This is a genomic window from Pannus brasiliensis CCIBt3594 (assembly GCF_036688125.1).
Classification (GTDB): Bacteria; Cyanobacteriota; Cyanobacteriia; order Cyanobacteriales; family Microcystaceae; genus Pannus; species Pannus brasiliensis.
Map to the genome: position 1 here is coordinate 19,419 of NZ_JBAFSM010000044.1, position 21,131 is coordinate 40,549.

General features: G+C 53.3%; 21 protein-coding genes. 12 read left to right on the forward strand and 9 right to left on the reverse strand.

The genetic code is table 11. The features are described 5' to 3' along the window. Positions 1-10 precede the first annotated feature (10 nt). A complete protein-coding gene (gene eno / locus V0288_RS19125) occupies positions 11-1,306 on the forward strand; it encodes a phosphopyruvate hydratase (protein WP_332866759.1) in 1,296 nt (431 codons plus the stop codon). Between the two features lie 150 nt (positions 1,307-1,456). Next, positions 1,457-1,606, forward strand: coding sequence for a hypothetical protein (locus tag V0288_RS19130; RefSeq protein WP_332866760.1), 150 nt, complete (start codon positions 1,457-1,459; stop codon positions 1,604-1,606). Positions 1,607-1,712: 106 nt separating this feature from the next. On the opposite strand, the gene V0288_RS19135 is transcribed toward V0288_RS19130, so the two are convergent. Beyond that, complete coding sequence (locus V0288_RS19135; RefSeq protein ID WP_332866761.1) at positions 1,713-2,111, reverse strand: phage holin family protein; 399 nt, start codon at positions 2,109-2,111, stop codon at positions 1,713-1,715. Positions 2,112-2,213: 102 nt separating this feature from the next. On the opposite strand from V0288_RS19135, the gene V0288_RS19140 reads away from it, so the two are divergent. After that, positions 2,214-2,387: a YqaE/Pmp3 family membrane protein gene (locus V0288_RS19140; RefSeq protein ID WP_332866762.1), complete on the forward strand. Its 174-nt coding sequence runs from the start codon at positions 2,214-2,216 to the stop codon at positions 2,385-2,387. A 22-nt stretch (positions 2,388-2,409) separates the two neighbouring features. Here the strand turns inward: V0288_RS19140 and V0288_RS19145 are convergent, their stop codons facing one another. Beyond that, positions 2,410-3,180 (reverse strand): hypothetical protein, encoded by a 771-nt coding sequence (locus V0288_RS19145; RefSeq protein ID WP_332866763.1) that lies wholly within the window; start codon positions 3,178-3,180, stop codon positions 2,410-2,412. Between the two features lie 459 nt (positions 3,181-3,639). On the opposite strand from V0288_RS19145, the gene V0288_RS19150 reads away from it, so the two are divergent. After that, on the forward strand, positions 3,640-4,248 hold the full coding sequence (locus V0288_RS19150) for a PEP-CTERM sorting domain-containing protein (protein ID WP_332866764.1): 609 nt from the start codon (positions 3,640-3,642) through the stop codon (positions 4,246-4,248). A gap of 149 nt (positions 4,249-4,397) precedes the next feature. Here the strand turns inward: V0288_RS19150 and V0288_RS19155 are convergent, their stop codons facing one another. Further along, on the reverse strand, positions 4,398-5,753 hold the full coding sequence (locus tag V0288_RS19155) for a cation:proton antiporter (protein ID WP_332866765.1): 1,356 nt from the start codon (positions 5,751-5,753) through the stop codon (positions 4,398-4,400). Between the two features lie 604 nt (positions 5,754-6,357). On the opposite strand from V0288_RS19155, the gene V0288_RS19160 reads away from it, so the two are divergent. Continuing rightward, entirely contained in the window at positions 6,358-6,612 is a 255-nt protein-coding gene (locus tag V0288_RS19160) for a hypothetical protein (protein WP_332866766.1), read from the forward strand. Positions 6,613-6,653: 41 nt separating this feature from the next. Here V0288_RS19160 and V0288_RS19165 read toward each other — a convergent pair whose 3' ends face one another. Continuing rightward, positions 6,654-6,890, reverse strand: coding sequence for a hypothetical protein (locus V0288_RS19165; RefSeq protein WP_332866767.1), 237 nt, complete (start codon positions 6,888-6,890; stop codon positions 6,654-6,656). Between the two features lie 385 nt (positions 6,891-7,275). Here V0288_RS19165 and yqeK point away from each other — a divergent pair, with 385 nt between their 5' ends. Genes yqeK through V0288_RS19185 form a run of 4 tightly spaced genes read left to right on the forward strand, consistent with a single transcriptional unit; the run spans position 7,276 to position 9,810 of the window. Continuing rightward, positions 7,276-7,872, forward strand: coding sequence for a bis(5'-nucleosyl)-tetraphosphatase (symmetrical) YqeK (gene yqeK / locus V0288_RS19170; RefSeq protein WP_332866768.1), 597 nt, complete (start codon positions 7,276-7,278; stop codon positions 7,870-7,872). 53 nt (positions 7,873-7,925) lie between these two features. After that, positions 7,926-8,330, forward strand: coding sequence for a ribosome silencing factor (rsfS, locus tag V0288_RS19175; protein ID WP_332866769.1), 405 nt, complete (start codon positions 7,926-7,928; stop codon positions 8,328-8,330). 6 nt (positions 8,331-8,336) lie between these two features. After that, positions 8,337-8,840 (forward strand): CGLD27 family protein, encoded by a 504-nt coding sequence (locus tag V0288_RS19180; protein WP_332866770.1) that lies wholly within the window; start codon positions 8,337-8,339, stop codon positions 8,838-8,840. A gap of 16 nt (positions 8,841-8,856) precedes the next feature. Next, on the forward strand, positions 8,857-9,810 hold the full coding sequence (locus V0288_RS19185; protein ID WP_332866771.1) for an asparaginase: 954 nt from the start codon (positions 8,857-8,859) through the stop codon (positions 9,808-9,810). Here the strand turns inward: V0288_RS19185 and V0288_RS19190 are convergent. Then, positions 9,802-11,265 (reverse strand): multicopper oxidase family protein, encoded by a 1,464-nt coding sequence (locus V0288_RS19190; RefSeq protein WP_332866772.1) that lies wholly within the window; start codon positions 11,263-11,265, stop codon positions 9,802-9,804. The two genes, V0288_RS19185 and V0288_RS19190, sit on opposite strands and share 9 nt — an antisense overlap. Before the next feature lie 57 nt (positions 11,266-11,322). On the opposite strand from V0288_RS19190, the gene V0288_RS19195 reads away from it, so the two are divergent. Next, positions 11,323-11,445 carry a hypothetical protein gene (locus V0288_RS19195; RefSeq protein ID WP_332866773.1) on the forward strand — a complete coding sequence of 41 codons (123 nt, stop codon included), beginning with the start codon at positions 11,323-11,325 and terminating at the stop codon, positions 11,443-11,445. Positions 11,446-11,952: 507 nt separating this feature from the next. On the opposite strand, the gene V0288_RS19200 is transcribed toward V0288_RS19195, so the two are convergent. The 4 genes from V0288_RS19200 to petC form a co-directional block, all read right to left on the reverse strand. Beyond that, positions 11,953-12,867, reverse strand: a complete 915-nt coding sequence (locus tag V0288_RS19200) for an NYN domain-containing protein (protein WP_332866774.1) — start codon at positions 12,865-12,867, stop codon at positions 11,953-11,955. A 221-nt stretch (positions 12,868-13,088) separates the two neighbouring features. Then, positions 13,089-13,340, reverse strand: a complete 252-nt coding sequence (locus V0288_RS19205) for a hypothetical protein (protein WP_332866775.1) — start codon at positions 13,338-13,340, stop codon at positions 13,089-13,091. 108 nt (positions 13,341-13,448) lie between these two features. Next, complete coding sequence (gene petA / locus V0288_RS19210) at positions 13,449-14,435, reverse strand: cytochrome f (protein ID WP_332866776.1); 987 nt, start codon at positions 14,433-14,435, stop codon at positions 13,449-13,451. 43 nt (positions 14,436-14,478) lie between these two features. Further along, on the reverse strand, positions 14,479-15,021 hold the full coding sequence (gene petC, locus V0288_RS19215; protein ID WP_332866777.1) for a cytochrome b6-f complex iron-sulfur subunit: 543 nt from the start codon (positions 15,019-15,021) through the stop codon (positions 14,479-14,481). Between the two features lie 414 nt (positions 15,022-15,435). Between petC and V0288_RS19220 the strand changes: the two genes are divergently transcribed. Continuing rightward, positions 15,436-16,914, forward strand: coding sequence for a leucyl aminopeptidase (locus tag V0288_RS19220; RefSeq protein WP_332866778.1), 1,479 nt, complete (start codon positions 15,436-15,438; stop codon positions 16,912-16,914). Between the two features lie 312 nt (positions 16,915-17,226). Then, positions 17,227-21,072: a PAS domain-containing sensor histidine kinase gene (locus tag V0288_RS19225; protein ID WP_332866779.1), complete on the forward strand. Its 3,846-nt coding sequence runs from the start codon at positions 17,227-17,229 to the stop codon at positions 21,070-21,072. Positions 21,073-21,131 lie beyond the last annotated feature (59 nt).

Here is a 21,131-nt window from a genome sequence, read left to right on the forward strand (position 1 = left end):
ACGACAAGTTATGTTAGATAAACCCCAAGCCCTCATCGAAGCGATCGCCGCCCGGGAGATCCTGGACTCCCGCGGCCGTCCCACCGTCGAGGCGGAAGTTCTCTTAGAATCCGGCGCGCTGGGAGTCGCTCAGGTTCCGAGCGGGGCCTCGACCGGAACTTTCGAGGCCCACGAGTTACGGGACGACGATCCCCGTCGCTACGGCGGTAAGGGCGTTCTCAAAGCGGTTCGCAACGTCGAGGAAAAAATCGCCCCCGAATTACTCGATCGCGACGCGTTCGATCAGGAGGGGATCGATCTCGCGATGATCGATCGCGACGGGACTTCCAATAAACGGGAATTGGGCGCGAACGCGATTCTGGCGGTTTCTCTAGCCACGGCGAAAGCGGCCGCCGCCGATCTGGGTCTACCTCTCTACCGCTATCTCGGCGGGCCCCTGGCCAATGTTCTCCCCGTCCCGATGATGAACGTGATCAACGGGGGCGCGCACGCCGATAATAACGTGGATTTCCAGGAGTTCATGATCGTCCCCATCGGCGCGGAATCTTTTAAAGAGGGTTTACGCTGGGGCGCGGAAGTGTTCGCCTCGCTCGGGAAAGCGCTTCACGAACGCAAGTTACTGACCGGCGTGGGCGACGAGGGCGGTTACGCGCCGAACCTCGGCTCGAATAAGGAGGCGCTGGATCTGTTGATCGAGTCGATCGAGCGCGCGGGCTACAAACCCGGGGAACAGGTGGCCCTGGCGATGGACGTGGCGGCCAGCGAGTTCTATAAGAACGGTCAATACGTGTACGATGGTTCTCCGCACTCCCCCGCGGAAATGGTGGATTTTCTGGCCGGTTTGGTGGATGCCTACCCGATCGTGTCGATCGAGGACGGTTTACACGAGGAGGATTGGGATACCTGGAAACTGCTTACCGATAAACTGGGTTCGAGAATTCAACTGGTGGGCGACGATCTGATGGTGACGAATCCCGTCCGCTTGCAGAAGTCGATCGATCTGGGGATCGGTAACGCCATCCTCATCAAACTCAACCAGATCGGCACGCTGACGGAAACCCTACAAACGATCTCCCTCGCCACCCGTAACGGCTATCGTTCCGTGATCAGCCACCGCTCCGGGGAAACGGAAGACACGACGATCGCCGATCTCGCGGTCGCCACCAACGCGGGCCAGATCAAGACCGGTTCCCTCAGCCGGAGCGAGCGGGTCGCGAAATACAATCGTCTCCTCCGCATCGAGGACGAACTGGGCGATCGGGCCGTCTACGCCGCGAAAGTCGGTCTCGGTCCCAAGGTTCGTTAAGTTATAGCCATATCTCACCGAAAAACCCTTCTTCTAGTTAGGAGAGGGGCTTTTTTATGTTGGCGATCGAGCGAATTTAATGGGAACGATCGAGGGTTACAGTAGAAAGATGGGCGGGCGATCGATCAACACAACCGCCAGAAAGGGAAAATGATGAGAGATGAACTGATATTGAGTTTATATCTGGATTTTTTAATGGAACAGGCTTTCTTAAACCCCGAGGAAGAACTAGAAGCCTATACGGAAGAGATGGCGGCTGAAGATGAAGAATTAATGGCGGGTGTGGAATTGGATGATTAGCGATCGGCTTCGGTCAAGAGGATTCAGTGAACGGAGCGTTTTCGCGAAAAACCCCTCTCCTAGAAAGAAGAGGGGTTGGGGAATTTTTGTTCGATCGAGATCGATCCTAACCTTTTAACTCCGGATTGCGGGTTCCGGTTATCGCCGGGGATTCGGTGGGGTATTTCTCCGCGAAATACTTGTTGAGGAAGGTGTTAACGAGGGACAGGACGACCGGCGCGCCGAGGAACGCGATCAACCCTTTCACCACGAAACCGGGAACGAGGATAGAAGCCAACCAGAAGCAGAAGCCATTGATCACGAGGAGGAATCCCCCCAGCGTCAAGAACGTGATCGGCAGGGAGAGCAGGGAAAGAACCGGTTTCACGGCCCCGTTAATCGCCCCGATGACCACCCCCGCGATAATCGCCGCCAAGAAGCTATCGATACGGACTCCGGGGAAAATAATATCCACCACCAATAAACTCAGGGCCGTGGCTAAAATACTTAAAGCGACACCGATCATAAATTTCTCCTTAATTTTTTTTAACCCACTTTTATTTTATGGTAAATTTTTTAGAAAAGACTTAATATAGAATTAAGATTACAAAAAAATGGGGGATAAACAATGTTACTCCGATTAATTCTCGCCGTAATTTTGCCGCCCGCGGGCGTGTTTCTCACGACGGGGATCAGTTCCGCGTTCATTATTAATATTCTCCTAACTCTGCTCGGCTACGTTCCCGGCATCATTCACGCCGTTTGGATCGTGACCAAACAAGGGGAGAACGCGAACGCGTAAAATCCTCCGGGGAGAAAGAGAATTATCGATCGCTTTTTCCCCGATCGAATAACGCCTCGATCGAGTTCAGTAGCTCCCGTAACTGTTGTTTGATTTTCCGTTCCTCGCGAGCGATCGAGGTTCCCGCGTTCGCCATTTTCTCTTCAAATTCCCGATGTTTTTGTTGGATCGGTTCGGTGAGAATTTCCGGATGCTCTCTCGCTCTCTCGTACCACCGTTTCGCCTCGTCGAGATGTTTTTTCACCTCCTCGCTTCCCGCTCCGTAGCGTTGGGCCAGATTCGCCCGCACGATCTCCAACCGCGATTGTAAACGCGCGTACTGTTGTTGTAATAACGCCACTTCCTCGCGATCTTTCAGGTCGCGAATAATCGAATCGATCGCCGATTTTCCGTTCGGGGAATCGGTCGCGGTCTTTTGTAAGTCGTCGAGAACGGTATCGATCTCCCGGTGGATCGCGCTCTCCTCGCGGTCGAGTTGTTCCTGCAATCGTCCGATCTCGTCGCGGGTGCCGGCGATCTGCCCGCGTTTTCGCTCGCGGATGCCCCGAATAATTCCCTCGATCGAGGCGCGGATCTCCTCTTGAACTTCCGTTCCCCGTTCCTGGAAAACCTCGGTAACGGTGGTGAGGGCGGTACGGGCGATCGATGTTATCTCGTCCGATCCCTCCTTCACTTCCCCGGCCGCCCGCGAGACCGCGGAGCTAACGATTTCCCGCAGGTTATCGGTGTGTAGTTTTCCCGAGTCCCGAGCTTGTTGTAACGAGTCCGCTAGGTCATTTTTGAGATCGGTCATGGCGCGTTCCTAACCTTATGATGAGTCCCTAATTCTGATGATAACGAAGGGAACGGGGCGATCGGGGCGGCGAGCGCTCGATTTCCCCCTCCGGGTAGAGCGAGACGGGCGGAAAATCCTCGGTCTCTCTATCCGAACGGGGCGATCGATCGGGGGATTGAAAGGGGAAATATTCGCTGTTATCACCGATAGCGAGGGGTATAAACGGGCGTTTCAGAGCGATCGTTCTGACCGTGAATCTCGTCGCCCGGAGAAAGGCGAACGATACTCCGCCGATGGAACGGATCGACGGAAAACAGACTTATTAAAAGGGAGAAGCCCATAATAACAATACGAATTCGATACATCGCCGAATTTTAATATTTTCTTAAAAATCCTTAAGATGGCTTAAGAAGTTTTGCCAACTATTGAATTATATGAAATACTTTATAGGTATAAAACCTTGATAAGGATACATCGATGAATAACCTTCGGAACCTGTGCGTGTCGCTCGGGACGATCGGTTCGATCGCTCTCGGTTCATTACCGGCCCACGCCGCGCGATTCGCTTTTTCCTATACCGGGCCGGGTATCAATGTCAGTGGAATTCTCACGACCGATCCGTTAGGAACCAATCCCGATTTTAACGGCACTCCGACTCCGAATACCTATCTGATCACGGGGATCACGGGAACTAGGAACGGGGTTCCGATCGACGGGATCGTGCCGGTAATTTCCGCGGATGGCGATCGTTGGCGCGCGGCGGGAGGCTCTTTCGATAATCTCATTTATCCGAACTTTCCTTTCGTGAATTTAGGAGGGTTCGCGTACAGTATCGGGCAGGAAGTTTACAATCTTTTCTATATCAGCGAGGAAACCGGTCAGGCTTTAGGTTCTAGTCTTCCTTTACCCTCCTATTCCTCGTTCACGCTACGGGCGGATAACACCTTCAGTCCGAACTTCAGCCTTCCGAATGAACTCGGTACTTTTGTTAATTTCTCTCTAACTCAGGTTCCCGAACCGGCTACAGTGCTGGGTATTCTAGCCGTCGGCGCGTTAGGTGGGGTCTCGTTACGGAAACGTCGATAAACGCTCGCTCGATCGCCCCGATACTTTCTTTTTCTCGCCCGAGAAATTCGCGAAGAATAACGAGCGTTTTAAAAAAAAAGTGGTTAGTGATTCTCTCGGATTTCTGGAATAACTAGCCACTTTTTCGATAAACTTTCTCCCGTTCGCGTCTACTCGAATTCATCGATCGTCGTTCGTTCTAGTTTTCGATTCCGTTGACCGATATGGCGCTCGTACCAGGTCATTAACGGGGTGGAACTTATCCCGTGAACGATCACGGAAACGACAATGGTAGTGTAAACGATCCAGGCGATCTTTTCCCCCGCCTTATCTTTTAAACCGTGGCCGAAAGCGTAGGCGAGATAGTATAGAGAACCGAGTCCGCGAATCCCGAACCAACCGAATAGTAAACGGGTGACGGGATGGAGACGATGAAGGTTCGGGGGGGAAGAAATACGACCGAAGGTGCTAATCCAAGTTCCCACCGGACGGATGATGAAAAATAATAGTAAGATAACCAATAGAGATTGACTCGCGTAGGCGAGCATGGGTTTCAGGAGTAAGATCGAACCCAAGAACAAGATCGTGGCGATTTCTAGTAATTTTTCGAGGCGTTCGATGAATTTTAACTGCGCGAGGGGACGCTCGATCGAGTGATAACTTCGTTGCACCACCAATCCCGCCACGAACACCGCGAGAAAGCCGTAACCGTTCACGATTTCCGTGGTCGTGTAGGTGATAAAAATGATGCTTAGAGCGATAAAATCCTCCATCAATTCATCGGCGCGACGGCGTTTCTGAACGTGTCGATCGAGCCAAACTAAACCTTTCGGAACGACAATCCCCATAACGATCCCCATCGCGATCGCCCAGAAGACATCGACGAATAACCAGGAACGTAACCAATGGTTCCAGTTATCATCTTTAATCGCGTACAATCCGAAGTAAACGAACGGAAACGCGAGCGCGTCGTTTAATCCCCCCTCGGAAGTTAACCCGAAACGCAATTCATCGCGATCTTCGAGATCGGTAATCTGCACTTCCGAAGCGAGAACCGGATCGGTCGGCGCTAGAATCGCGCCCAATAAAATCGCCTCTCCCCAGTTCATATTTAAAAAGAGTTTTCCCACCAAGGCCAGCCCGAAGATCGAGATCGGCATTAAAAAAACGAGTAACCGACCGGTGATCGTCCAGATCCGCAATCGCAGGGGATGAACGATCCGCAAACCACAACTAAAAACGGAGATAATCACCACTAATTCCGTCCATCTCTCCAACACTTCCGCGTTAAAAATACCCGCGTCACGCGGTCGGATCAATCCGAGGTTAGAGGGGCCGAGAAGAATTCCCACCACTAGATAGATGATCGCGAAAGACAGGGGTAAGCGGACGATCCAGCCCGAACCGAGCGTGACGGCAAATAGTAAGAATCCGATAACGAATAGATCGAGAATATAAATATCGGGCATGGCGATCGGGAGCGTGAGTGGGGAATCGATCGATCTCGCGACACGAATATCCGTCATCCCTCGGGAGACGGCGCGAGATCGATCGCTTCGATTTTTCCTATCCTTTATAGAGAATTCCCAAGAAAAAAACGACTATCTAGGGTTAGAAGCGAAAACCTTACCGCGTTTCTCGATCGTTCGCGGTAGACGAACTTTTTAAGCTTACCGTACTTTTCGTTGTTAACGGACTGAATAATTCGATCGGGCCGATGTATCGATTTCTTTCGCGAACGGTTCCGGGGTGGCGCGGGCAATCCCTGACGTGGTATTGGTAATCTATAACGGTACGGCGATCGCGGCGGGGGTAAATCGCTCGCGTCCCCCCGTCCGGTATTAATTAGAACGGAAAAACGGCCGTCTATGGGAAAACAAAAAAAATTAGCCAAGAAAATCGCCAAAAAAGTCACGAAAAAAGTTACGAAAAAATTGAGTCGAAAGTTATCGAAAGCTTTCTTCGAGCGATTGGATCTTGAAAAACTGATGTCTTCCCGCTCCTTTTCGATAGAAACGCGCGATCGCCCTCGCGATTCCCCGTGACCGGTTCGATCGAGTAGAATGAGATAGTACGATCGTCTTACGGGAAAGAAAAATCACCGAAAGACTATACACTCTCTAGTGAATCATGCAGTTAAAAGAACATACTTTACCCATTCAAAATAAAACATTAAGTAATCTGCTCTCGGAATTTTCGGAAGAATGTAGTAATGTTAATATTTTTATCAATCAACTCCAATTGCCCGATATTACTTCCCGACAAAAAGCACGAATTCTCGCCGAACTTTTAACCTCGGCGATTCACTTACAGGTTCATCGCGGAGAAGATTTTCAGGAGTTAATTGCTGAGGAAATGGAAAGTTTACCGGATAATGATGAATAGGCTGGATCTCTTGGATTTCGATCGACGGTTCCCGGAGAGCGTCAGGATTCATCGCCGTATTGTCGGTAATCGTTCAGCTCCCAGATTAACGACGCGATCGCGGGAACCCGTTTGGCGAAAGGTTTTAACGTGGTGATAATCTCTGGAATCCGTTCTTCCGTCCAACGCGTTTCGCGTTCGGGATCGATCGCTTCGGGTAAACGGATTCCCTGAACTCGCGCGATCGATTTCAGTCGTTCTTCGGTACTTCGGGGGAGAATTCTACGCGAACGATTCATGGGACATCTATCTAAAGTAAGGTTTAAGGCGCAATTAAGGTACGGTAAAACACCCCGATCGAACGGACTAGACAACGAACAAACCATACAATTATAAGAAAACCGATCCGACCCGACAAGCCGTTCGCGGTGCCGGGAAGCTATCGATCGATCTCCCGCCTGTGGAAAACAATTGCCGATCGATTTCCCGATTCTTTTCTAACGGTCGATCGGGCCGATCGAACCTGTTGAAAACCCCGATCGATCCGGGGAAAACTTCCGGGGGATCGATTTTTTCCCGTCGCTCGATCTCCCCGCCCCGCCCTGTCCGCCCCGGCCATTCCGACGATTTACCGTTTATAGTAATCAATACAAGGATTCTCGAATAGCATAAGGGAGGCACGGGATGCGAGAGCGCGCGATCGCTTGGTTACGGGAAAACGTCAACGAGCATCGTTTGCAACATATTCTCGGGGTCGAGAGTACGAGCGTGGAACTGGCGCGCCATCACGATCTCGATCCCGTCAAAGCCGGACAGGCGGGACTTTTACACGATCTCGCCAAATTTTTCAAACCGAAAAAATTACTGGCGATGGCGGAATCGGCCGGCATCGAGATCGACGAGATCTGCGCGGAACATCCCCATCTCCTCCACGCTGATGTGAGCGCTGTCGTCGCCCGCGAGGAATTCGGCATCACCGACGAAGAAATCCTCGACGCGATCCGGAATCATACCCTCGGTCGGCCGGGAATGAGCGCGCTCAGTTGTGTCGTTTTCGTGGCCGACGCGCTCGAACCCGGCCGTGGCGACACTCCCGAATTAAACGCCCTGCGTCAGTTAGGTTTTCAGGATCTGTATAAATGCGTCCAACAAACTTCCGACCATTCTTTAAAATATTTACTCAACAGCGCTTGCCCGATCCATCCCCGTACCGTTCTCACCCGCAACTGGGCGTTACAAATTGTTAAAGGCAAACCGGCCGAGACCCGATCGATTGATTAGCATGAAGCCATCGCCCGATCGACTATCCTTTACCCATCACTAGAGAAATTTGCATGATCGAAACTACCGAAACCCCGACCCGAACCACCCCCGACCCGAACCTCGATAAATTGGTACAGACGATCGCGAACGCCGCCGACGATCGCAAAGCCGGAGATATCACCATTTTGAAAGTAGCCGATATTTCCTACCTGGCCGATTATTTTATTATCGTCACCGGCTATTCCACGACCCAGGTACGGGCGATCGCCGATTCGATCGAGGCCGCCGTCGAGCTAGAGTGTGACCGGGTGCCGCGCCGGGTGGAGGGCAAGGCCGAGGGAAGCTGGATACTGCAAGACTTCGGCGACGCGATCGTGCATATCTTCCTACCGAAAGAACGCGAGTTTTATAATCTGGAAGCCTTCTGGGGACACGCGGAACGTCTCCCCTCGCCCACCGATCGCCGTGGAGAGTAACGCTTTATGAAATCCTCCGTCGAGTTCTGCCCCGTTCCCGAAGAACAACAACCGGTCAACGAGTACGAAGAGTTAAAAGAATCGTGGTTTTTTCGCTGGGCGACCCTCGATCGAACCGCGTACCTGAAAAAACTCGCCTGGTTGTGGCTGTGGTCGTGGGCGCTCGTCGGGCCGATCGCGGCCGCCAGTTTCCCGCTCCGGAAAGCGTTTTGGCCCTTTCTTTTTTCGGGCGTTTTCGGGGTAACGCTGGCGGTCGGTCTGGTTTTACTGCGGCTGTATCTCGGCTGGATCTACATTCACGATCGCCTGCGATCGGAGAAGATTTTTTACGAAGAATCCGGATGGTATGATGGTCAAATTTGGACGAAAACGCCGGCGGTCCTGACGCGCGATCGCCTGATCGTTTCCTACCAGATCGAGCCGATCCTGACTCGCCTGAAGAAAACGGCTCTGGTTTTAGGGCTGATCGTCTTCACTAGCGGCATTTTATGGCTACTTTTCACCCGTTAATCTCGATCGAATCTCAATGACTAGGGTAAAACGCACACCAACCCATCGCCTAGAAATCCATCTCCTCCGCGAAGGTCTCACCGAATCCGTTCACCACGTTGAAGCGACTATCTCCGACGATCGGGGACGGATTCTCTCGACCGCCGGAAGCGCCGAAACGACCGCCTTTATCCGTTCCGCGCTCAAACCCTTTCAAGCGATCGCCGTCACCAGTACCGGAACCCTGGAACGCTACGACCTCACCGATAAAGACCTCGCCATCATCTGTAGTTCCCACCGCGGAACCGTCGAACACGCCCGTCAGGTTTTCAATATTCTCTGGCGCGCCGATATCGATCCGGGGGCCCTACAATGTCCCCTTCCCGAAGATAAGGGCAGTCGTCTCCAGTACAACTGTTCGGGAAAACACGCGGGAATGTTGGCGGTCTGTCAACAGCGCGGCTGGCCGCTCAATACTTACCTACGACGCTCTAGCCCGATCCAGCAATTAATTTTAAGCCAGATATCCGAATTATTGGGTTTACCCGGCGATGAATTAATTAGCGCTCACGATGACTGCGGCGCGCCCACCTACTCGATGGAGTTGGGACAGATGGCGCGGCTGTACGCGCGGTTAGCCTCCGGGAATAGCCTCGATCTCGAACGCATCGTCCGCGCGATGACCTATCATCCCCGGATGGTCGCGGGAGAGGGCGAGTTCGACACCGAACTGATGCAGGTGAGCGAGGGCGAGATCGTCAGCAAGGGCGGCGCGGAAGGGATTCAATGTATCGGTCGCGTCGGTCAGGGGCTAGGATTGGCGATTAAAGCCCTCGACGGCTCCAAGAGAGCGAAACACGCCGCCGCCCTCCAGATTCTCAAACAGTTGGGCTGGATCTCTCCCAGTGTCGCCGAATCTCTTTCGGATAAGTTCCTGAAACTCGGCAGTTACAGCCGTCTGGAAGTGGTCGGGGAAATGGCGTTACTGTGAGACGATGGCGATCGTTCCCATCATGCCTAAATCCTCGTGATCGGCAATATGGCAGTGATAGACCGTTTTCCCGACGAAATCGCGGAAGGGAATCCGGATTCGTACCGTTTCGCCCGATCGCACCAAAACCGTATCCTTCCACGCGCGATAGGGTTCCGGATTCCCGTCGCGCGAGATTACCTGAAACCGGTTAACGTGCAGGTGGAAGGGGTGATCCATGCGGTGAGCGTCCGTATTGACGAGTTCCCAATCCTCGACGGTATTCAATTTCACCCGCGTATCGATCCGATCTTCCCCGTACACTTCCCCGTTAAACGCGAAGATCATTCCCATTCCCATCCCCATTCCCATACCGCTTGAAAATTCGATCTGTCGAGAAGCGTTCGGTTCGCCTAATATTTCCACGGGAATCAATTGTTTCGGCAGGGGAATCGGGGAGACGGAACCTTGATAGGTCAGGGTCGCTAATACTCGCGTTCCCTCGTCCCGACCCCGCATCATTCCGCCTCCCATCATTCCGCCTCCCATCATTCCACCTCCCATCATCCCCATCCCTTCCCGGTTATAGGGTAAAGCCAGCAGACGATAATTCGCGGGTTCTCGGTCGCCCCGGATTAATACCTCGGCTCGTTCTCCGGGGGTGAGTAGAATTTCGTCGAGTTCGATCGGGTGATCGATCGATCCGCCATCGGTCGCGATCAGATAGAAAGGGTGATCTTCGAGCGCGAGACGGTAGAAACGGGACGCGGAAGCGTTGAGGAGTCGTAAACGTAGTAATCCCCCTTTAGCAACGCGAAAAACCGGGTTAATCTCCCCGTTCACGGTGAGAATATCGCCCTCCCGTCCCGTCATGAAATCGGGAGGATAGGGCGATCGGATCTGTCCGTTATTATCGAACCCGAAATCTTTCAAGACCGCGAATTGTTCGGTCGCGTGTTTAATTTCCGCGATCTCATCCAATTCCCCGCGAATAACGAATAATCCCGCCAATCCTCCGAAAATCTGTTCCGCGACATGGTGATGGTGGTGCGGGTGATACCAAAAAGTACCCGAGGGATGATTTTTCGGGATGGTGAATTGATAGGTAAACGTCTCGCGGGGGGGAACGTGGAGGAAAGGATTATCGCCATTTCCGGACGGGGGAATATGGAGTCCGTGATAGTGGAGATTGGTGGGAGTGTCGAGACGATTGGTAAAGTGAATTCTGACCGTATCCCCGGCTTTCGCTTCTAAACGCGGGCCGGGAATCTGTCCGTTATAGGTTAAGGGATAAACGGTTTGATTTCCCCATTGAATCGGCTTGGATTCCGCGGTTAAATTGATTTCTAATAAGCCATCCCGACTTTTGTAGATCGCGTTGGGTTCGCGTACCGGACGGGAAGAGATCGATCGGCTTCCCGCGAAAGCCCCGATCGCTCCCATCGCGCTGAAGAGTAAAAAATCACGGCGTTTCATTGCAAGAACAGAAAGAATATTTCGCTATACTTTAAATATATCTCGCTGTCAAGTATTTTGAAAAAAGGGAGAAATGGCGGAAAAATTAGTTTCCGTTCCCTTTACGCGACGGTGGAAGAGATCGCGAGCGCTTTGAATTTACCCGTGGACAAGGTGCGGGGAGTGGAGATCGGTCCGTAAATTACGATTCGCCAATTCAAATCTGAATTGGCGAAGCACGATGTTATTCGATCGAGTGTAGGCTTCATAGTATTTTCCACGAACTCCGCCTGAAAAATCATATTCAGGTCTCATTTCGTCGTCATTGACGGTCGCTTCAGGTTCCTGACTCATAGTTTCCCTAATTCTGTCGAGTGGCTAAACAGGCACTAATTAAAGGTTCCACTGAAACGTTATAACGATATTCTATCCCTAGACAGCAAAATAGGCGGGCGATTTGCCCACTCTACCGCTAAAACTCTACAACTACCCCGATCGAGTCGAGGCGATCGAAGACCGGCTTCAAGAGCTTTTCCCCGATTCGTGACCCTCGGGGATATGAAATCGATACCCGAGCGAAGGATCGGGAGGTCAACGCGACCTACCAGATCGGCGCTCAAACTATCCTTATAACGGTTTGGGTCAGCGGTTGCCGATACCTTGGCATTCCACCTGAGCGGCTTCAGTCAATCCGCCGCACTCGAATTCTTAGCTATCAATAACTTCCACATTTACGGCACAAATGCCTTTTTGATTGGTACCAAGCGTGTAACGAACTCTATCACCAACCTTTAAATCATTGAAATCTGCATTTACAACATCTCCATAATAAAAGAATAAATTTTGGTTTCCTGACGAAGGTTTAATGAAACCGAATCCTGCTCGAATATCTTTGATAGTCCCTTCAAGCACTTGTTCAGATGTTATTTTGGTCTTCGATGAACCTAAAGCGGCAAAATTTGTGACCTCTCTAAATTCTTTGTACGACACAAACAAATTATTGACGAGAGAGTCATTACGGCGTGATCGATCATCGATCACTTGATGCATCATGACTGGGTAAGTTACTTCATCAAGTAACACTTGAGCGGTTCTTGTTTCACGTTCTTGATTGTTAGAATCGGTATACTTAAAGTCCCAACCAATTAGCATGACTCGCGTACCTATAGTATTTAATTTACGAACAAGGGGAAGGAAATCTCCATCACACGCGATTAATACACTGACATCAAACCGTTTATAAATTGCTAGTTCATAGGCTTCAAGTGCCAACCACACATCTATCCCTTTCTCACCCTCTGGTCCAAGTGGAAGGTAATGGGTTACTACTCCTTCCCTAACCAAAACATCATCAAAAAGTCGTTCTTTGAGGAGTAAGCCTCGTTGATCCGCATCTTGGGCGCGAGGACGACCCCGAAAATAATGAGCATCAACTATCTGGGAATATTTGACATCAGAACTCTCAGAGTCTGCAACTTGATGTCGAATAAATTCATGCAAACCTGCAACACTTATTCGAGCACGGCGCTCATGATAATAGTGATAGTAGTTACTGACGTGGAAGAAAAAATTACCATCATAAAAAACTCCGATCCTAGTAAGTTTGCTTTCTGCTTGCGTCATAATCTAAGCTTCCGACTCCTTCCAATCTTATTGATATATTTCCTTACGCACTTCGCTTTCGCAGAGCATGATGCTCAAAATCGATGTCTAGCTAACTATATAGTATACAGATTTTTTCTGTATAACAACCCCATAGATGTGTTTTTAAGGATTTTTTCCGTATCTCACTCTCAACGGAGAGGATATATGTAAATTTTCCGCATAACACGCCCCTAGGAGTATTATACAGATTTCTCTAGCGATCGCCACCCGTCACCTCCGAGATCGTATCCCGGTTCGATCGATTCCGAACGTCCTCTCGCTTGGTAAATAGAGTTTCTTAACTTGACCAGAGAACTATCATCCCGGAAAGCGCCCGCCTGTTGTAGAAAAATCGCTTTACTGTCTTGAGAAGAGTCAAAAAGGGAGGATGTACCCTCTCGCTCTAATAAAGGCTCATCGATCGAATTTTCCGATTTCGGAGTGACCGCCATGACTTTTTTCCCCATTCTCTACGAACATTTTATCATCATCACCCGATTCTAAGCCAAGAAAAAAGCGGGCAAAACACCCGCTTTCCCAAAACCATGAACGATGAAAAATTAGAAATTCATTTCCGCCGCTTGGACGCGTTCCACCTGTTTCTTCTTGATAACGAGGAGGATCTGCGCCAGCATGATACCGGCTAGGAAAAGAACTAATCCCTTGATCCGGGCGGGATTTTGGAGGACAACCTCGGTATCTTTCTGACCGAAACCGCCCACGTTGGGATTACTGGTTAAAAACTGTCCGACTTCCACGGTTTGCCCCTCGGAAACGATTAACTCGGGACCGGCGGGAATCTTCTCGACAACGCTACCGTTCGCGGTATCGATCGAAACCTCGTAACCCCCGGCTTCCGGTTTACTAATCGCGCTGATGGTTCCCGCGACGGAGGCTTTGAACGCGTTATTATTGCTCGATTCACCGGTGGGATAAACCTGACCGCGACCGCGGTTCGCGCCTAAATGAACGGCGTATTTCCCGAAATGAATGTTTTTATCTTTCGCGGGGTCGGGAGCGAGGACGGGGAAAACGATCTCTTGGTATTGTTCTCCGGGTAACGGCCCGACGATGACCACGTTATCCTGTCCATCTTTGTAGGATTGGAAATACAGGCCGCCGACTTTTTCTTTCATCTCTTCGGGAATGCGATCGGGAGGGGCGATTTTAAAGCCATCGGGAAGCATTAACACCGCGCCGACGTTCAATCCACCTTTCGAGCCATCCCCTAACACTTGCTGACTGTTGAGATCGTAGGGAACTTTCACCACCGCTTCAAACACGCTATCGGGAGTCACCGAGTGGGGGATCTCCACTTCCGAGGGTTTGGCGGCTAGGTGGCAGTTGGCGCAGACGATACGACCGGTAGCCTCGCGGGGGGTTTCGGGGGCGGTTTGTTGCGCCCAGAAAGGATAGGCGGCGGCGGAAAGGGGTTTAATCGCGTCGCTGGCTAGAAACAGCGAGACCGTGGCGATCGCCACGAGGACGGATTTCACCAGCGCCTGTCTACTAATTTGACGGAAACGGTTAAAATTGAAGGTTCTCATCTCTATCGGTTGAATAATTGCGATCTCGATCGATTCAATAACTCTACGCCCACCAGGGATCTTCGCCGGTGCGGAAATCGGTTTCCGTCCACGGGGTAAAGACCACTTTATCGTTCTCGGTCACGGTGGCGTTGGCGAGCGCGAGGGATAAAGGCGCGGGACCGCGAACCACTTTCCCCTCGGCGTTGTACTGGGAACCGTGACAGGGACACATGAATTTTTCCTCGCTGGCATTCCAGGGAACCACGCAACCCAAGTGAGTGCAGACGGCGTTAATCCCGTAGTTGGCGAGGGTTCTGTCGTCTTTCACGACGAGATAGGTGGGATCGCCCTTGAGTCCCTGCGCGAGCACTCGATCGCCCGCGTTGTGCGTCCCGAGAAACTGGCTAACGATCACGTCATCGCCGAGGGCATCTTTCGCCGTGACCCCGCCACCCGTCCCGCCGGCCGACGGGGGAATAAAATACTTAACCACGGGATACAGCGCGCCCGCGGCCACTCCGGTGATCGTCCCGAAGGTCAGGAGGTTCATGAACTGGCGACGACCTAAATCGGGAACATCTGGCGTACCTGAAATTTGACTCATGGTTCAACGTCTATATTGTTAATTTTTGTAAACCGATCGTGTCAGAAAGACCTATCTATGCTTCTGGCGAGAGGCGGAAACCCGCATCTTTAAAAAGGTTTACAACGGCTGTATAAGATTATTACAGAAATTAGTCCCCCCTCTTGAGAGGAGTCAGGAGTCAGGAGTCAGGAGTCAGGAGGTGAGGGGGATGGAGGAGGTGAGGGAGATGGGGGAGGTGAGGGAGGTGAAAGGGTAAAGGTGAAAGGATTAAGAAAGCTCTTTTCCCTTTTCCCCTTCCCCTTTCCCCCAAAAATCTCCCCATCCCCCCATCTCCCCATCACCTCGCCGGAAAAACAACGGAACCCCGGACTGGAACCGTTATAGTGGTTATATCCAAGAATTTTTCACTTCAATCAGCGAGCAAGAGACAGAATGGATATTCGATCGACAGACATCTCCCCCCTCGCTTGGACGGGCGACACCTTAGCGTTAGGGATAACGGAAGGCTCGACCGAGATCGCGGGAGATCTAGCGGAACTCGACGAGAAAATCGGCGGAACCCTACAAGAACTGATCTCCGAGACGGAATTCGAGGGAAAATCCGGCAGTAGTGCCAGCACGCGCATCGGTGGCAACAGCCCGATCCGCAAACTGATCCTCGTCGGCTTGGGCAAAAAAGACGATCTGAGCTTACAGACCCTCCGGGAAGCGGCCGCCTCGATCGTCCGGGCCGCGAAATCCCAGAAAAGTAAAACCCTCGCGATTAGTTTACCGATCGCCGGGGACGTTGCGGCCTCCGCGGGAGCGATCGCCGAGGGACTGATCCTTACCGCCTATCAAGACACCCGCTTTAAATCCGATCCCGAAGACAAGGGAACGAAGTTAGAAAGCGTGGAGTTACTGGGATTCGGGGAACAATCGAACGCGATCGCCACGGCCGAGCATATCTGTTCGGGGGTAATTCTCGCCCGCGAACTCGTCAACGCGCCGGCCAATACCGTCACGCCGATCGCGATGGCCGATGTCGCCAATCGGATCGCCTCGGAGAACGCGGGATTCTCGATCGAGATCCTGGAAAAAGACGATTGCGAGTATCTGGGTATGGGAGCGTTTCTAGGAGTGGCCAAAGCCTCGGAACTTCCCCCGAAATTCATCCACATAACCTATAAACCCAAAGGAACGCCGAAAAGTAAAGTGGCGATCGTCGGCAAAAGTTTAACCTTCGATTCCGGGGGGTTAAATATTAAAGGGGTCGGAAGCGGTATCGAGACGATGAAAATGGATATGGGAGGCGGCGCGGCAACGCTGGGAGCCGCTAAAGCGATCGCCGCGCTCAAACCCGATGTCGAGGTACACTTTATCTGCGCGGCCACGGAAAACATGATCAGCGGTCGCGCCATGCACCCCGGCGATATTCTCACCGCCTCCAACGGTAAGACGATCGAGGTTAATAACACCGATGCCGAGGGACGCTTAACCCTGGCTGACGCGCTCGTTTTCGCCGAAAAACTGGAAGTAGACGCGATCGTCGATCTGGCCACCTTAACCGGCGCCTGCGTCATCGCTCTCGGGGACGATATCGCCGGCCTCTGGGCCAACGATGACACCCTCGCGAACGAACTAGAAACCGCCGCGAAACTGGCCGGGGAAAAATTCTGGTCGATGCCGATGGAGGAAAAATACTTCGAGGGACTAAAATCGCAGATCGCCGACATGAAAAATACGGGCCCGCGTCCCGGAGGCTCGATCACCGCCGCTTTATTCCTGAAACAGTTCATCAAAGATACTCCCTGGGCGCATCTCGACATCGCCGGCCCCGTGTGGACGGACAAGGATAAAGGCGTGAATAATGCCGGCGCGACCGGTTTTCCCGTCCGTACCCTCGTTAATTGGGTGATGGCCCGAGGGTAGCGGGAGATGGGGAGGATGGGGAAGATAGGGGAATTTTTTGGAAAAAAAGCCCCGGGAAAAGGGAAAAAATTCCTTTTAGTCCCTTCACCTTTCCCCTTTTCCCTTTACCCTCACCTCCTGCCTTCTGTCTCCCGCCTCCTGCCTCCCGTATCCCCCCCGAGATAGATTCATCGATCGCCGATCGAGGATTACAGTAACAAATAGGCCGCCAAGAGAGAAAAGCACTAGAGCGGGCCACGCGGGACGCGATCTGGAAAGAAAAATCGATCGCTCGTGGAAAGTTCGTAATCATCATCAAGCTCGATCGATTCCATGAAAACGCGGAGGGAGAGACCGGTCATTCCGAAAATCAGTCAGGAACGAGAAAATTCATCCGTATCGATCGATCCTCCCCGCGTCGGTACGATTCTCGTGCTTGCAGACGGGAGCGTTCCCGCTTGCGATCCCGTATCGGAAGCGATTCTCGGCATTTCCCGCGAGCGGATGTCCGATTGGATAGATCTCGTACCGCCCTGGCGCGCCACCCGCGAGGACGGTTCCCCCGCGAGCGGAGCGGAACATCCGGCGCGATTAGCCCTAAAAGACGGAAATCCGCGGGAGAACGAGATCCTGAACCTGTCGAAACCGAACGGCGATCGAATCTGGCTGTCGATCGACGCGCGCCCCCTTTTCTCCTCTCCCGGAACCCCTCCCCACGCCGTCACCCTCTCGCTGTGGGAGATCGATCGACAAGACCCCCTCGCCGCCCTACGGGACAGTAACGCTATTCTGGACACGACCGACAAGGATACTGCCGTCCTCGTTTTTGCCAAAGATCGCCGGGGGCGGATCGTGAAAGTCAACCCCGCTACCCTGCGTCTCCTGCAAAAAACCGAGGCGGAAATCGTCGGCAAAACCGATATCGAGTACCTGGGCGATCGAGAACACGCCGAGCGCATCATGGAAAACGATCGCCACGTTCTGGAGGCCGGACAGATCCTCGTGTGCGAGGAAAACGTGACGGGAGAAAACGGGGAAGAACGCACCTATCTATCGATCAAAATGCCCTATCGCGATCATACGGGCAAAATAATCGGGATGGTCGGGGTGAGTACCGATATCACCGAGCGCGAACGGATCGAACGGCAACTGCGGGAAACCAACGAACGGTTAACGACCATTCTGGAACGGATGACCGATGCCTTTATCACCCTCGATCGCGATTGGCGCATCATCTACGCCAACCGGGAGACGGCGAGATTGAATAATATGCCGGTCGAGGAGATCGTCGGCAAAACCCACTGGGAAATGTGGCCCTGGTCGGTAGGAACCGTGGTCGAACGCAACTATCGACAGGCGGCGATCGAGGGTCGTCCCATCCATTTCGAGGTTCTCTACGAACCCCTCTCTATGTGGCTGGAAGTTCACGCCTATCCCTCGGAAACCGGGATGGGCATCTTCTTTCGCGACATCACCGAACGCAAAGAGGTCGAGGAAGCCTTACAAGCGAGCGAGGAAAAATTCCGTCGCATGGCGGAAGCGATCCCCGATGTTTTCTGGATCACCGATTTCACCCATCGACACGTTCAATACGTGAGTCCGGCCTACGAATCGATCTGGGGACGCTCGGCCGATCGATTACTCGAAGATATCGATCTCTGGTCGGAATCGATCCATCCCGACGATCGCGCGATCGTCCTAACCGCCGCGGAAAACTGTTTACAACGGGGAAGTCAAACCGCGGAGTACCGCATCGTCCGGCCCGACGGCTCGATCCGCTGGATTCGCGACCGCGGTTTCGCGATTCAAGAAGAAGACGGTAGCGTGTTCCGCGTCGCCGGGATCGCCGAGGATATCACCGAACGCCACCAACAGGAACAGGCGGCCCGCGAACGGGAATCCCTATTACGGTTAGCCTTGAAATCGGCGAGCGCGGGCGCTTGGAGTTGGGATCTCGTCACCGGGAAAAGCGTCTGGTCAGAGGAATATTACCTACTCTACGGACTCGATCCGGAAACCACCTCCCCCAGTTACGAGACTTGGTTACAGTGTGTCGAGCCGCTCGATCGAGCCGAAAGCGATCGGGTCGTTCGCGAGTCGATCGAAACCGGGGAACTGAACGTGCGATTTCGCGTTCTCCACCCGGAGGGTCGGCGTTGGTTTCAGGCGCGGGGACAGACCCTACACGACGCGAGAGGCCGGCCGATTCTCGCGATCGGCATCACCCAGGATATCACCGTCGCGCAACGCCTCGAAGAAGAGCGCGAGTTAGCGGAAACAGCCCTGCGTCGTAGCGAGGCCAAATTCCGGCGGCTAGTGGAAGCGAATATGTTCGGGGTGTCGGTGAGCGATACGACCGGTCGTCTGTTGGACGCGAACGACGCGCTCTTGCGGTTACTCGGCTACACGCGCGAGGAGTTAGAGGCGGGACAGATTTTCCCGAAAGATCTTACCCCCCTCGAACCGAACGGCCGAGCGCGCGAAGAACTGCGCGAAACCGGAGTCTGTCAGCCTCGCGAGAAGGAATACCTTCATAAAGACGGTCATCGTATCCCGGTCCTGATCGGTTCGGCTCTCCTCGATGGACTGGCCGAACCGGGCGCGCGAATCCTCAGCTTCTATATCGATTTGAGCGAGTTAAAGCGCACCGAGACAGCCCTGCGGGAACAGAGACTTTTACTGGAAACGATTTTGAAACAGGCCGCCGACGCGGTGATCGTGTGCGATCGCGCCGGGAAACTCACCTTTATCAACGCCACCGCGCGACGCTTAGCCGGCCGCGACCCGTCAGCGATCGATCTCGATCTCGATCTCGCCGATTGGGGAAACGCTTACGATACCGAGGGCAATCCCGTCGCGATCGAGGATCACGCCCTGTATAAAGCCTTGCGGGGAGAGGTTTCCCTATCGATCGAGTCCCGTCTGGCGCGCCCCGATGGCAGTTATTACGATATTCTCACCAGCGCCGCCCCCCTACGCGGTGGCGACAACGAGATCGTCGGCGCGGTCGCCACCTTCATGGATATTACCGAACGCGTCCGCTCCGCGGAAGTTTTGCGGGAGACGGCGGAAAGTTTAGCTCTCTCCCTATCCGCCGCTCGGATGGGTTATTGGAACTGGGACGCGGCGACCGATACGGTGACTTTTTCCGAACGCGCGGCCGAGATTTTCGGGATTCCTTCCGGCGGCCCCTACCTGACCTGGACGGAGATCCGACAACTGCTGTACGAGGGCGATCGAGAGCGGGCGAAAGAGGGAGTCGAGCGATCGATCCGCGAACGGGGTGACTACGATATCGAGTATCGGGTGATCCGTCCGAGGGATGGTGCCGAATGTTGGGTATCGGCGAAAGGACGCGCGCGGTACGATAGCGCCGGACAACCCACGGGAATGATCGGGGTGGTGCAGGATATCTCCGATCGCAAACGCGCCGAATCGCGACTCCAGCAACAGGCCAAAGATCTGGAAGACTTAAACGCCTCCCTGGAGGAAGCGACCGCGGGACTAACCCGACGCAATCAGGAACTCGATCGATTCGTCTACGCGGTCTCCCACGATCTCAAAGCCCCCCTGAGAGCGATCGCCAACCTCTCGGAATGGATCGAGGAGGATCTGGCCGATCGACTTACCGAGGACGGCCGATACCAGATGGAACTCCTGCGCGGCCGCGTCCAGCGTATGATCCACCTGATCGATGGCCTGTTAGAATACTCCCGCGTCGGCCGTTGGACGGTGGAAACCGAACCAGTCTCGATCGCCGCTCTCCTCGCCGAGATCATCGATTCGATCGCCCCTCCCCCGACCTTCACCATCACCATCGCGGACCCAATGCCCACCCCTCTCACCAAGCGGCTCCCCCTGCGTCAAGTTTTCGCCAACCTGATCGGCAACGCGATCAAACACCACGATCGCCCCGACGGACATATCGAGATCTCCGCGCGGGATCTCGGCGATCGCTACGAATTCAGCGTCCGCGACGACGGGCCCGGCATCGCCCCGGAACATCACGACCGGATTTTCGGCATTTTCCAAACCCTCAAATCGGTCGATAACGCCGAAAGTACCGGGATCGGCCTGACGATCGTCCAGAAAATCCTCGACACCGAGGGCGGATCGATCGCGCTAGAATCGGACATCGGCAAGGGAGCGACCTTCCGATTCACCTGGCCCGTCTCTTAATACTAGGAGTCAGGAGTCAGGAGTCAGGAGTCAGGAGTCAGGAGTCAGGAGTCAGGAGT

Coding starts and splice junctions, on each gene's coding strand:
- rsfS (WP_332866769.1), top strand. CDS start 7,926: ATGATCGAAACTACCGAAACCCCGACCCGAACCACCCCCGACCCGAAC.
- V0288_RS19130 (WP_332866760.1), top strand. CDS start 1,457: ATGATGAGAGATGAACTGATATTGAGTTTATATCTGGATTTTTTAATG.
- V0288_RS19165 (WP_332866767.1), bottom strand. CDS start 6,890: ATGAATCGTTCGCGTAGAATTCTCCCCCGAAGTACCGAAGAACGACTG.
- petA (WP_332866776.1), bottom strand. CDS start 14,435: ATGAGAACCTTCAATTTTAACCGTTTCCGTCAAATTAGTAGACAGGCG.
- V0288_RS19160 (WP_332866766.1), top strand. CDS start 6,358: ATGCAGTTAAAAGAACATACTTTACCCATTCAAAATAAAACATTAAGT.
- V0288_RS19220 (WP_332866778.1), top strand. CDS start 15,436: ATGGATATTCGATCGACAGACATCTCCCCCCTCGCTTGGACGGGCGAC.
- V0288_RS19180 (WP_332866770.1), top strand. CDS start 8,337: ATGAAATCCTCCGTCGAGTTCTGCCCCGTTCCCGAAGAACAACAACCG.
- V0288_RS19200 (WP_332866774.1), bottom strand. CDS start 12,867: ATGACGCAAGCAGAAAGCAAACTTACTAGGATCGGAGTTTTTTATGAT.
- petC (WP_332866777.1), bottom strand. CDS start 15,021: ATGAGTCAAATTTCAGGTACGCCAGATGTTCCCGATTTAGGTCGTCGC.
- V0288_RS19145 (WP_332866763.1), bottom strand. CDS start 3,180: ATGACCGATCTCAAAAATGACCTAGCGGACTCGTTACAACAAGCTCGG.
- V0288_RS19205 (WP_332866775.1), bottom strand. CDS start 13,340: ATGGCGGTCACTCCGAAATCGGAAAATTCGATCGATGAGCCTTTATTA.
- V0288_RS19190 (WP_332866772.1), bottom strand. CDS start 11,265: ATGAAACGCCGTGATTTTTTACTCTTCAGCGCGATGGGAGCGATCGGG.
- V0288_RS19225 (WP_332866779.1), top strand. CDS start 17,227: ATGAAAACGCGGAGGGAGAGACCGGTCATTCCGAAAATCAGTCAGGAA.
- V0288_RS19155 (WP_332866765.1), bottom strand. CDS start 5,753: ATGACGGATATTCGTGTCGCGAGATCGATCGATTCCCCACTCACGCTC.
- V0288_RS19150 (WP_332866764.1), top strand. CDS start 3,640: ATGAATAACCTTCGGAACCTGTGCGTGTCGCTCGGGACGATCGGTTCG.
- V0288_RS19185 (WP_332866771.1), top strand. CDS start 8,857: ATGACTAGGGTAAAACGCACACCAACCCATCGCCTAGAAATCCATCTC.
- eno (WP_332866759.1), top strand. CDS start 11: ATGTTAGATAAACCCCAAGCCCTCATCGAAGCGATCGCCGCCCGGGAG.
- V0288_RS19140 (WP_332866762.1), top strand. CDS start 2,214: ATGTTACTCCGATTAATTCTCGCCGTAATTTTGCCGCCCGCGGGCGTG.
- V0288_RS19135 (WP_332866761.1), bottom strand. CDS start 2,111: ATGATCGGTGTCGCTTTAAGTATTTTAGCCACGGCCCTGAGTTTATTG.
- yqeK (WP_332866768.1), top strand. CDS start 7,276: ATGCGAGAGCGCGCGATCGCTTGGTTACGGGAAAACGTCAACGAGCAT.